Source organism: Roseburia yibonii (assembly GCF_014297335.1).
Lineage (GTDB): Bacteria > Bacillota > Clostridia > Lachnospirales > Lachnospiraceae > Roseburia_D > Roseburia_D yibonii.
This window is the reverse complement of sequence record NZ_JACOQH010000007.1, coordinates 104,160-116,175: the sequence shown is the minus strand read 5'-3', so window position 1 is coordinate 116,175 and position 12,016 is coordinate 104,160. Positions and strand designations below refer to the sequence as shown.

The 12,016-nt window shown below is 47.8% G+C and carries 12 protein-coding genes; 2 read left to right on the top strand and 10 right to left on the bottom strand.

Translation table 11 applies throughout. The features are described from left to right. Positions 1 to 14: 14 nt before the first annotated feature. From rplC to H8Z76_RS10290, 3 genes are all read right to left on the bottom strand, one after another. On the bottom strand, positions 15 to 698 hold the full coding sequence (rplC, locus tag H8Z76_RS10300; protein ID WP_022514256.1) for a 50S ribosomal protein L3: 684 nt from the start codon (positions 696 to 698) through the stop codon (positions 15 to 17). Positions 699 to 894: 196 nt separating this feature from the next. Continuing rightward, entirely contained in the window at positions 895 to 1,212 is a 318-nt protein-coding gene (rpsJ, locus tag H8Z76_RS10295) for a 30S ribosomal protein S10 (protein ID WP_022514257.1), read from the bottom strand. Positions 1,213 to 1,510: 298 nt separating this feature from the next. Further along, positions 1,511 to 1,678 (bottom strand): hypothetical protein, encoded by a 168-nt coding sequence (locus H8Z76_RS10290; protein WP_186982443.1) that lies wholly within the window; start codon positions 1,676 to 1,678, stop codon positions 1,511 to 1,513. Between the two features lie 134 nt (positions 1,679 to 1,812). Here H8Z76_RS10290 and H8Z76_RS10285 point away from each other — a divergent pair, with 134 nt between their 5' ends. After that, on the top strand, positions 1,813 to 2,670 hold the full coding sequence (locus H8Z76_RS10285) for a class I SAM-dependent methyltransferase (protein WP_147619062.1): 858 nt from the start codon (positions 1,813 to 1,815) through the stop codon (positions 2,668 to 2,670). A gap of 57 nt (positions 2,671 to 2,727) precedes the next feature. Here the strand turns inward: H8Z76_RS10285 and H8Z76_RS10280 are convergent, their stop codons facing one another. The 5 genes from H8Z76_RS10280 to H8Z76_RS10260 form a co-directional block, all read right to left on the bottom strand. After that, positions 2,728 to 3,297, bottom strand: coding sequence for a cytidylate kinase-like family protein (locus H8Z76_RS10280; protein ID WP_022514898.1), 570 nt, complete (start codon positions 3,295 to 3,297; stop codon positions 2,728 to 2,730). Between the two features lie 35 nt (positions 3,298 to 3,332). After that, positions 3,333 to 4,157, bottom strand: a complete 825-nt coding sequence (locus tag H8Z76_RS10275) for a TraX family protein (RefSeq protein ID WP_243240531.1) — start codon at positions 4,155 to 4,157, stop codon at positions 3,333 to 3,335. A 43-nt stretch (positions 4,158 to 4,200) separates the two neighbouring features. Next, positions 4,201 to 6,501 (bottom strand): GGDEF domain-containing protein, encoded by a 2,301-nt coding sequence (locus H8Z76_RS10270; RefSeq protein WP_186982442.1) that lies wholly within the window; start codon positions 6,499 to 6,501, stop codon positions 4,201 to 4,203. Positions 6,502 to 6,528: 27 nt separating this feature from the next. Then, positions 6,529 to 6,915, bottom strand: a complete 387-nt coding sequence (locus H8Z76_RS10265; RefSeq protein ID WP_022514901.1) for a DUF6483 family protein — start codon at positions 6,913 to 6,915, stop codon at positions 6,529 to 6,531. A 146-nt stretch (positions 6,916 to 7,061) separates the two neighbouring features. Then, the gene (locus tag H8Z76_RS10260) at positions 7,062 to 7,700 is read right to left on the bottom strand and encodes a CAP domain-containing protein (RefSeq protein WP_186982441.1); all 639 of its coding nucleotides are present in this window, start codon (positions 7,698 to 7,700) and stop codon (positions 7,062 to 7,064) included. Between the two features lie 226 nt (positions 7,701 to 7,926). Here H8Z76_RS10260 and H8Z76_RS10255 point away from each other — a divergent pair, with 226 nt between their 5' ends. Beyond that, entirely contained in the window at positions 7,927 to 10,251 is a 2,325-nt protein-coding gene (locus H8Z76_RS10255) for a diguanylate cyclase domain-containing protein (protein WP_186982440.1), read from the top strand. Between the two features lie 65 nt (positions 10,252 to 10,316). Here the strand turns inward: H8Z76_RS10255 and H8Z76_RS10250 are convergent, their stop codons facing one another. Continuing rightward, positions 10,317 to 11,258: an ROK family glucokinase gene (locus H8Z76_RS10250; RefSeq protein WP_147619058.1), complete on the bottom strand. Its 942-nt coding sequence runs from the start codon at positions 11,256 to 11,258 to the stop codon at positions 10,317 to 10,319. Positions 11,259 to 11,345: 87 nt separating this feature from the next. Further along, complete coding sequence (locus H8Z76_RS10245) at positions 11,346 to 12,011, bottom strand: hypothetical protein (RefSeq protein ID WP_186982439.1); 666 nt, start codon at positions 12,009 to 12,011, stop codon at positions 11,346 to 11,348. Positions 12,012 to 12,016 lie beyond the last annotated feature (5 nt).

Below are 12,016 nucleotides of genomic sequence, written 5' to 3'. Positions count from 1 at the left end.
TTTCCTATCAAGCACTAATTAGCGACTTTAACGCTTTCTTTTACTGTTACTAAAGACTTCTTCGGTCCTGGTACAGCGCCCTTTACTAAGATCAGGTTGTTTTCAGCATCTACTCTTACGATTTCAAGATTCTGAACTGTAACCTTTACGCTTCCCATGTGACCCGGCATTCCTTTTCCTTTGAACACACGGCTCGGTGTGGAGCAGGAACCATTGGAACCCTGATGACGATGGAATTTGGAACCATGAGCCATCGGTCCTCTGTGCTGTCCAAGTCTCTTAATAGCGCCCTGGAATCCTTTACCTTTTGAGATTGCAGTTGCGTCGATCTTATCGCCTTCTGCGAAGATGTCTGCTTTGATCTCATCTGCAAGATTGTAATCTGCTGCGTTCTCAAATTTGAACTCTCTTACATATCTCTTTCCAGAAACACCGGCTTTAGCGAAATGTCCCATTTCAGCTTTGTTTACACCATGTCTGTTTCTGATTTCTTTTTTGCCGTTGGCATCTTTGTTGACAACTTTTTCTTTCTTATCAACGAAACCAACCTGTACAGCGCTGTAACCATCGTTTTCAACGGTTTTGATCTGTGTTACTACACACGGACCAGCCTGTAATACAGTTACCGGAACCATAACTCCATCTGCATTGAAGATCTGAGTCATTCCGACTTTTGTAGCTAAGATAGCTTTCTTCATTCTTTTTACCTCCTGTTTTCTCTACAGCGGAACACTTTGTATTGCTCCGGGAAGCCCCGGTACGCCATGTTCATCCTAGAACAGTCATATAAGTGGAACACTATGAATTCGCGTGAGCGCGAATATGTTGATTCCTTACAGAATGTTGTGTTGCTTCTATATTAACCCTTCAGGATTGTTGCCATTTTTGACTTTCTTACTTTTCTTTCATTTTGATATCAATGTAAACACCAGCCGGCATTTCCAGTCTGGATAATGCATCTACAGTTTTCTGTGTCGGTGCAATGATATCGATAAGTCTCTTATGAGTTCTCTGCTCGAACTGCTCTCTGGAATCTTTGTACTTGTGTACTGCTCTAAGAATCGTAACTACTTCTTTCTTAGTCGGAAGTGGTACTGGTCCACTCACCTGTGATCCGTTTTTCTTTACAGTCTCGATGATTTTTTTTGCTGATGAATCCACTAATTCGTGGTCATAAGCTTTGAGCGTGATTCTCATTACTTGACTTGCCATAAAAAAAGTCGCCTCCTTTTCGCACTTTTACTTCAGTACGACAAGCGGTGACTGTACACTTCTCCGTGTGTGTCCTACGGATTTACACACGTTGTTTCTACCTTTCGTAGACATCTTTGATTCGTACAGTGACTTGTCGCCAGTTTCCTAACTTGACATTCGCTCCACGGAAAACCTGCCATATCAGGCAGCAACCTCGCGCTTCAACGCTATCATGTCACAGCACTTGCTAGTATACAGGATATCCTCCGGCTTTGCAACACTTTTTTCAAAGAAATTGTATTTTTTCCGGTACAATCTATTTTTTCCGGTTTTTCATGCAAAAGGGCGGGATTTTTCCGGTTCCCGCCCTAAAAAACAGCTCACGCATGTTGTTTGCCTCTTCAAATTCCTGAATGATCTTCTGTTCCGGTGCCCCGCTTAAGACGCTCACTGCGATATTGACCACGAGCGCTGATGTACTCATTTTCTCTCCTCCTCATGTATAATGCCGTAATTATAACACACTTCATCCGGGAAAGAAACGGAAAGATATTGACGCTGGCGCGCGCGGTCGATATAATAACTTCATATATAATTAGGTAGGAAGAGGATTTTAACATGTGGATTGCAGATCAATGGAAAGATTATGAAGTAATAGACTGTTCAAAAGGAGAAAAGGCGGAACGCTGGGGAAATTATATCCTGGTGCGCCCGGATCCGCAGGTCATCTGGGACACGCCCAAGAACAACCGCTGTTGGAAGAAGATGAACGCGCATTACCACCGCAGTAAAAAAGGCGGCGGTGAATGGGAGTTTTTCGATCTGCCGGAGCAGTGGAGCATCCAGTACAAAAATCTGACGTTCCAGTTAAAGCCATTCAGCTTCAAGCATACCGGACTGTTTCCGGAACAGGCGGTCAACTGGGACTGGTGCTCCGGAAAGATCAAAAACGCGCACCGTCCGGTCAAGGTCTTAAACCTGTTCGCCTACACCGGAGGCGCTACGGTCGCCGCTGCCGCTGCCGGTGCGAGCGTGACACACGTTGACGCCTCAAAGGGCATGGTCACCTGGGCAAAGGAAAACGCGGCATCCTCCGGTCTTTCCGACGCGCCGATCCGCTGGATCGTAGATGACTGCGTCAAATTCGTAGAGCGCGAGATCCGCCGCGGAAACCACTATGACGCGATCATCATGGATCCGCCTTCTTACGGCAGAGGCACCAAGGGAGAGATCTGGAAGATCGAGGACTGTGTCTACCCGCTGATCAAGCTCTGTGCGAAGCTGCTCTCGGACGACCCGCTGTTCTTCCTAATCAGTTCCTACACGACCGGGCTTCAGCCTGCCGTGCTCTCCTATATGCTTGGAACTGCGTTAAAAGATTTCGGTGGAACTGTCCATGCGGAGGAGATCGGGCTTCCGGTTTCCGCAACCGGTCTGGTGCTCCCGTGCGGCGCATCGGGACGATGGGAAAAGTAAAATGCCATCAAAAAAAGCTGCGAAAAATGATGTTTCATCTTTCACAGCTTTTTTCTTTTATCGATCCATACTTTTTATGATCATATCCACGCACTGGTCAATTCCGAACATGCTGCTGTTTAACACAAGATCATAGCCAGATGCCTGATCCCATTCCCCGTTGGTATAGAAACGGTAAAAGGAAGCTCTCGCCTTATCTGTCTCAACGATCTTTTTTGCCGCCTTTTCTTCCGTGATCCCGTTTTCCTTCGCCACACGCTCCGCGCGGAATTTATCATCCGCATGGATGAACACACGCAGGGTATCTGTTCTGTCCTTCGTGATATAGTTTCCACAGCGTCCGATCAGGATACACGGCTCCTGCTCAATGATCTTTTTGATCTCCTGAAACGGCTTTCTCTCCATGCCCTGTGTGAGCGTGCTCATCGCGATCGCGTACAGCAGACTGTCCACCGGTTTTTCCTGATAGAAAGATCTCACCTCATCAAAACTGCCGTCTTTTTTCGCAATTTCCAGCAGTTTTTCCTTATCATAAAGCGGATATCCCAGCTTCTCGGCAATCTTCTGTCCGATTTCACGGCCGCCACTTCCATACTGTCTTCCAATGGTAAGAATCGTCTTTTTCATGTCCATCGTCTCCATTCCGTCTGTATTTCATTTCCTTACATTGCCGGCATATTTCCCATACCCATCAGGCAAACGACCAGATACAGTATGAGCAGATGCACCGGATAGAATGCATAAAAGAAATATTTAATCTTTAATCCACGCTTTCCATTATAGAATGCAATCGGCAAAAATGCAATCGGTGCTGTAAGCTCCCAGCAAAATGCCACGCAGCCGGCAATGATCTGCTGCACCTTTGTTTTCCTAAAAATATAAAGCGCCATAATGCAGACCACGCCCTTTCCCGCGTAATCCGTCTGCAGCAGCTCCGCCACCACGATCCCGCACACAAGCGCCGCGATATAAAGGATCACGCGCTGCCATCCGCTCCAGTCCGTATGCTCCTCGATCCAACGGAACGCGATCATCGTCATAAGACCGATAAACAGTGTAAAGAATACATTCTGATAGGAAAAATCTATCTTTCCCTTAAATGCCAGATCAAAGGGCAGTTCCGAGATCAGTGCGAACGCAAACAGCCGCGCCGCGTATTTTTTTACGTCATGGGTATGTAAAAATCCCTGGATCAGCAAAAAGCAGAAGATCGGAAACGCCACGCGCCCGATCATCCGCATGATGGTATAACTCCAGAACAATACCGAATTATCAGCCATCCACTGTGTGAGCGCCGATATATCTGCCACATTCAGTTCATTAATCCCGTGTGTCTGAAGCAGTCTCCCGAGTACCGACGCACCGATGTGGTCAATGAGCATGGTAACGATCGCAATGATCTTTAGGGTACTTCCACTGATCCCCGATCTTTCTTTTTTTGCCGGGATCTGCGTTCCCATCCCCGGATAATTCATCTCTTCTGCCATTCTTTTACTCCTGTCATTCCTTTTCTATCTTTTTTTATCTTTATTATTTCGCAACTTCTTTCTTACGATGCTGTTTTGCAATGTATAACTTCTGATCCGCCTTTGCGAGTGCTTCCTCAAGCGTCATTTCTTCTTCCGGATCGATCCTCACCGCGCCGGCGGAAACCGTCACATTGTATGGCTTATCACTGTTTTTGTTCTCACGCTCAAATGCCTGACGCAGTGCCCGCAGGAAACTTTTTCCGCCATCTGGCTCATCATAATATAACATCCCGGCAAATTCATCTCCGCCGATACGTCCTGCCACGCCTTTTTCCCCGATCTGCTCCGCAAGCAGTCTGCCGATCATCTTTAAGGAAAAATCTCCGTTTTCATGTCCGTATCTGTCGTTGATGATCTTTAAGTTGTTCATGTCCGCGTACAGCACCAAAAGCGGTTTTCTGCTTTCCCGCGCCTCTGTCAGCATTTTTTCCGCTTCCTGGTAAAAGCCGCGCCGGTTTAATGTCATCGTAAGACCATCCGATTTCGACAGCGTATCGAGAACAACGTTGTTCTCACGCATTGCCTCAAAACTCTCCTCCAACTGCTGCTGGATCGTTTCGTTGACCTTTAAGAGTTTGATGATCCGCATCGCGGAACTCATCTGGTTTACAAGAAATTCCCCGTTTTCGAAGATCTCGTTCGTCAGATCACAGAGCAGGACACCGTAGAGACTTTCATTATAAAAAAGCGGTATCTGCACAAAGGAATATTTTTTATCGGTCTGGATATATGGGTTACATAACATATCCTCCACTGCCGTCTTCTGCTCGGTAAACGGCACTGCAAAAACATCATTCCCGCATTTTGCCGCTTTCAGATAAAGATGATCCGGTGCCTCAAATTCCTCCCGGAACAGATGGATCTGCGGCTCCCCAAACGCATAGAGAAACGCGTGCTCGATATGGAGCCATTCCAGGTTGTTTAAGATCAGAGAGTAGCTCTGGTCATTTCCGTTTTCAAACTCAAGCATATCCCGCACGAAAAGCTTCATGGAATAATTGTACGTCTGCTGCTCCTCCCGCTGTCTGCCGTTTTCGTAATCCATCGCCCGGATGATCTTCCAGTAAGCCAGCGAAAACTCTTTTTCCATCGCATACAGATGTTCTCCGTCTCTGATCCACGCTTTTAATACCGTTTCTATTCTCTTCATGATCCCGAGCATATTTTCGACATCGGCATCCGCCATCGTTCCAAGATTTAACAAACGATCGATATACACCTGCATGCCGTTTTCTTCTGCGAAAAATTTTTTCTCGGAAATCTGCCGCTCCAGATATCCGCCAAGCGCATACATGGTCTCTTTTATCTGCTCCATGCGTCCCACATCATCACGATCCTCAGAACGCCAGAATATATCCCGGAAAATATTGTCCAGCGCAAAAAACTCCCTTGCGCCATCCGCCTGGAAAATCCCCTCTTCTTCCCTCTGACATACGGAATCACGCAGGATAAAGCGTGTCGGGACCTTTTTGCTTTCTATTTTCTCCCCGCCCAACATTGCAAGTGCCATGCGAAGCGCTTTCTCTCCAAGTACGGCACCGTCCGCGCGGACTGACGCGATCGGCGGGTTTGCCCTTGCTGCCGCAACCACATCATCAAATCCGATCACCGAAATATCTTTGCCCGGCTGGATGCCTCTGCGCTTTAACTCTTCGTACAGTCCAAGCGCCGTGTCATCATTGACGCAGAAGATCGCGTCCAGATCCGGTTCCCGTTCCAGGAAACCGGAAACGATCTCCCGATTCTTTCTCGTCAGTGTTCCCTCGACAAAAACATTCTCGTCATGCGGCAGTCCATATTCGCGCAGCACCTCGAAAAAGGTCTGTTTGCGCTCTTCGGCATCCAGATTCGTACTGTTTCCGCCGATCATTCCGATCTTCTTACATCCTACCCTTTTAATCAGATATTCCAGTGCCTGACGCACCCCCGCGCAGTTATCATAGGAGACATCCACAAATCCGTCCACCTGTGACGCGATCAGCACACATGGCACTTTGTACCTTGTGAGCATTTTTTTCATGCGCTCTGTCGAAACGCAGTATCCGATGCTTCCCGCCAGCACGAGAAGCGCGTCTATCTTTTCTTTCTCCGCATAGGAAAATATGGTATTGTACTGATATTCATAACGAAGTTCCCGGTTGTCCGACAGATCCCGGTCCAGATATTTTCCGGGGAGCACCACGACGTTCACGCCCAGACGCTTTGCCGCGCTGAGCACTCCCCTGCTCACGACTTTCGTAAAATCGTCCAGTATTCCGCCTGCGAGAACTCCGATCGTTATTCTCTTTTGTCCTTTTTCCAATGTAAATCCCTTCTTTATCCTTTCATTTTACTGCAAAAACAATCCGGTCATTCCACCATAGCCAAATCGCTTAAGCACATCGCAGATCCCATCCCGGATCTCCTCTCTGGAATAGTCTGCCTCATCTAAAAATTCTGTATCGAACCCGTTCATATGATCGTAAAATGCAAGCGCGATCTTGAGCGCATCCGGATCTTTGTCCTCCAACAGGTCATACAGTCTGTTCTCTGCTTCATTGATCTTTCCCTCGTCTGCAAGGTCGATCAGCTCGTTCAATTTTTCTCCATTATCCGCTGACATGGTATCGAGCACTCTCAATTCTTCTTCCTCTTCTTCGTCCAGCCCGAATACCAGTTTCATAACTGTGCGCACCATCTCATGGATCAGGCGCATAATATAATCCTGTTCAAACATGCGATTCTCCCCTTTACTGTCTTCTACTTTCCATAATAATCAATTTCCCAGGGATTGTACAGTGATTTTTCAAAGCAAAACCCGTTTTCCACTATAAAAAGGAGATCTGGAATTTATGTCTCCAGACCTCTTTTTTCTTTTCCTTATTAATAAGTAAATAACTGTGTCCAGTAATTTGTGCCCCTGGCATTCTGATAATATCCCACACCGATCTTGGTGAACCTGGCATTTAAGATATTGGCTCTGTGGCCTTCACTGTTCATCCATGCCTTCATGACATCCTCCGGTGTTTTCTGTCCCCACGCGATGTTCTCGCCCGAACCACGGTAAGACACGCCCTGCTCTTTTAAGGCTGTGCTAAAGCTGCTTCCGTTCGGTCTCGTATGGGAAAAGGACTGCTCGGTCTCCTTCGCGCGCACTAACGCCGCCGCTTCCACTTTTTCATCCAGTGTTACCTCGGAAAGACCTGCTTTTTTCCGCTCCGCGTTCACCAGTGCCACGACCTGACGGGCAAAGGAGGTTTCTGACGCGTCCTCCTCCGGCTTCGTCTCCGGTTTTGTTTCCGGTATGCAGTTGTTCCATCTGTCATTCCAGTTTCCGTTTCCGAGCTGTGACATGATATCCTTGATGCTGTCGCAGTCATTGATCTTTCCACCGATCACCGTAACTTTCGCGCTCTTTGCGCAATTTCCCGTGGAAGTCACGGTTCCCGCGTGTACCGCGAGCGGAGATACCGCTGTTGTGATGAATGCCGCTGTCAGTGCCGCCATATATCTTTTTTTCATATTGTCCTCTCTTTCCTTTGAAATCAGCTTCAATATATTTCGTTTTGATTTCAGAATTGTTACATATTTGTTACAAAAAATCATAGCACAGCCATGCGAAAATAGACAGCCACAATATCTGGAACCGGTGGAATATATTTGAAAACCGGTTCACGCCCCTCTCTTTTTATGGTATAATTTAAATAATAATCAGCTTTGTACGGTTTTTCAAAAGAGGGATTTTTACATGAATACACCAGAAAAGAAACGCTATACGATCGGGATCATGTTGGGGGACATTCAATCCGATTACTCGGAGGATCTGATCAGTGGATTTTATACCTGCGCCAGGGAAGAGGACGTCAATCTGATCTTTCTGATGGGGCCGCAGGCGCCGCTTTACTGCACAGACATTCTTTTAAGCAATGACAACGGACATTATCATTATCAGTTTGACACCATTTACGATTACGCCCATTTCTCAAAGCTGGACGCGATGATCATCGCTTATGGTTCGCTTTCGCTGTCCACACGCAGCAGCAATCTGGAACAGTTTTTAAACAATTACGCGGACATTCCATGCCTTCTGCTTGAGGACATCCCAAAATCAACGGATGCCCCGTATCTGATCGCGGACAATTACAACGGCACCCGCAGCTGCATGGAGCATCTGCTCGATTTCCATCATTATAAGAAGATCGCATTCGTCTGCGGTCCGAAGAACAACCGTGACTCCAACGAGCGCCTTGCCGCCTACCGCGACACCATGGAAGAACACGGTCTTACGGTCACGAAAGACATGGTCGTCTACGGCGACTATTCCGAAAATATCGATGAGCTCGTGGAAGCTCTCTTGGACAACAACCCTGGTCTTGAAGCGATCGCTTTCGCGAACGATAATATGGCAAAAGCCGGATACCGCGTCTGTGGGCGACACAACCTTCTGATCGGAAAGGACATTGCCATCACCGGCTTTGACAATGTGGATTTCGCGCAGTCCCTGACCCCGCCTTTGACCAGCGTGGCGCACAGCAGCTTTCTTTTCAGCTATACCGCGCTCAAAAACACGCTGATGCTCTGCCGCGGGCGGAAACCGTTTTCCAAGCGCATGCCATCCATTCTGCGCAGACGGTGTTCCTGTGGATGTACACCAAGTCTCTCCCTGACTTCTGACGCTGTCGCTGTCACGGATTTTAAGGCTTTCATCCTCTCTTCCGCCGACCAGATCTCGATGGATGTATTTTCTCTGATCCCGTACGAGAATATGCGCGTGTACTACACCGCCCTCGTGCGCAATTTCTTTGCCTATATTTATGAAAATGCTTTTGAGAAAAAGGAACTGCACGCGCAGGACAATTATCTGTTCACGATCTTGAACCTGCTGCTCGGACACCACCACATTTCCACCGAGCTGGTGCTTGAGAAGTTCACCGAACTTTTGCGCGTGCTGATCGCAAATACCGAAGATGATGTCATTTCCGATATTCTTTCCGACATCATTTCCATGCTGCACCAGTATACGCATTTAAAGGATGTGAGCAATCTGGAAAAACAGGTCATCACCGCAAACCGCAAGGCGTGGTTCGTTCCGACGTTCACGCGGGATCTGATCAACGACGATCTGAATTTCATGGATTCCATCCATCATGTCATAGAGCGTTTCCGCCTGATGAACATCCGCGGTGCCTATTTTTACCTTTTTGAGCACCCGATCCGTCTGGTTGCCGGAAAGCCGATCTCTTTTGATGAGGATCTGTATCTGACTGCGTTTTATAACCAGAATGAATGCCATCTCTATGAGCCGGATGAGCGGCCGCTTATCACAGAAGAGAACGGTTTTTCCTCTTTTCTGCCGGAAGACCGCCGTCAGTCCCTGACTGCCTTTGTAATGTTTTCCGGGGAAGAACAGTACGGTGTCCTTCTGTGTGATGTCGAGCAGAACGATGTGTCCTTTGTGCAGACCTGCAGCCTGCAACTCGGTTCACTGTTCCGTTTCATCCATCTGAACAATCAGGAGAAAAAGGTTCAGCAGGAATTGAAGCAGTCTTTGGATGTCATCCAGAACCAGAACCACATCCTCAGTTTCATCTCCGAGTATGACGAACTGAGCAAGCTGTTGAACCGGCGTGGTTTTATGGAGCGCGCGATCTCGTTATGCAAAGATCATGAAGGCGTACCGGCGCATCTGATCTTTGGCGATCTCGATCATTTAAAAGAGATCAACGACTGTTTCGGACACGCTTCCGGCGATTTCGCGATCCAGTCTGCAGCCCGGCTTTTAACCAAAAATCTGCCCGCAGCCTCTCTGACTGCGCGTATCGGCGGTGATGAGTTCGTATCCCTTGTGCTCTCTTCCGATCCGGATTTTGCCACTTCGTTCCCGGCGAAATTAAAACAGACGCAAACTGACTTTAACGCGGTATCTGAAAAGCCTTTTTTCGTGGAACTCTCGGTCGGCATTCAGAGTTTTACCTGCAGCCCGGATACAGACTTAAATGAGATCATCAAAAAGTCCGATGAGATCCTTTATGAAGCAAAAAAACACAGACGGTCAAGCATCAAAAAGTCCTGATCCGTCTGTGGCTTTTATTTTTACTGTATGATATTGCTATGTAATCCTGCGGTACGCTTTTTTGCTTACATGTCAAGCAGCATCTGTACACATCCGTACATTCCTGCCTGATTGCCCAGTGTTGCGAGCGCAAATTCTGCTTTTCTGCATGCATGGAACGTTGTCTCCACATAGTGTTTCTGAATTACATCGATCAAGATGCTTCCTGCTTTGGAAACACCGCCGCCGATTACGATGATCTCCGGATTGACTACGCATGCCACATTTGCAAGCGCGTTGCCAAGTACCTTTCCAAGCTTTTCTACCAGTTCTTTCGCTACTGCGTCTCCCGCTTTTGCCGCGTCAAAGATGTCTTTTGCTGTCAGCTCACTCACGTTCTTTAAGGTTGTCTCTCTGTCGTCAGACGCAAGCAGTTTCTTTGCCATGCGCACGATTCCGGTTGCGGATGCGTACTGCTCCAGACAGCCTTTCTTTCCACAGCCACAGGTATCGGTCTCTTCTTCATTGACCATGATGTGTCCGATCTCGCCGCCGGCTCCGTTCGCGCCTGCCACGATCTTTCCATCTACGATGATTCCGCCGCCGACTCCGGTTCCAAGCGTAACCATGACAACATCCTTGTGACCTTTTCCGCCACCCTGCCACATCTCGCCGAGTGCCGCTACGTTTGCGTCATTGCCGACTTTTACATCAAATCCGGTGCGTTTCTTTAATACCTCTGCAACATTGAATTCACCCCAGCCGAGATTGACACACTGTAATACTGTGCCGTCACCGGTAACCGGTCCCGGAACACCCACTCCGATGCCCTGGACTTCCTCTTTTGCAATGCCGGCAGACTGCATTTTGCCTTCGATCGCAACCGCAACGTCATCTAAGATCGATGCCCCTTTATTTTCTGTGTTTGTCTTGATCTCCCAGTCCTCGATCAGTGTTCCGTTCATCTCGAACAGACCGATCTTGCATGTTGTTCCTCCAATGTCCACTCCAAAACCATACTTCTTCATTTTCTGATTTGCTCCTTTATCTACTTTTTTTCTGAAAAACGAGAAATTTCATCCATAATTTCAGTATAGGCGACCAATTTCGTCCTGTCAATGGCTTTCGCCCTCTCCTAATATATAAGAAATCAGCTTTTCACTCAGACCGTTCCTGGCATCTCCATATGCCGCGCCGATCACGCACTCTCCGCTGTAAAGACCGGTCTCTTTCGTCCACTCATTTCCGGTGATCTCGATCCCGCAAGGGTATTCTTCCTTCGTCTCCTCATCCGTGGCATAGACCAGTTTGTCCGCGTATTTTTCCATGATATCCTCCGGCAGCACCGTAGAGAGATCCTTTAAGTTCGAAGTGGAACCTATGAGGTCAAAGGTCTCCGGATCTGCCAGATAGACATCCGCGCCGCCCGCTTCTAAGATCGTTAAGATCGAGCTGAAGGTGTAGTAGTTGTTCTGTCCGACTCCGGTCGGATCCACATGCAGTCCGTCGTTTACCGCAACTTCCTGTTTTGCGGTATTATAGCCGTTATCCGAAAGAAGCCCGTCAAACATACGGTTATCGTCGTCACTCACCGCTTCCAGGTCGGCATTGACCATCAGTACATGCGCCACTTCCTCCTTGCGTGTCGCGTAGCTGAAGATCAGATAGATCCCGAAAATAACCGCAAACGTGATCACAATGATGTACCATTTATAGTACTCCCATATATAGGACACCCTGTCTTTCGGCTCCATATCCTTTAATACAACCTTTTTCTCCATCGTTT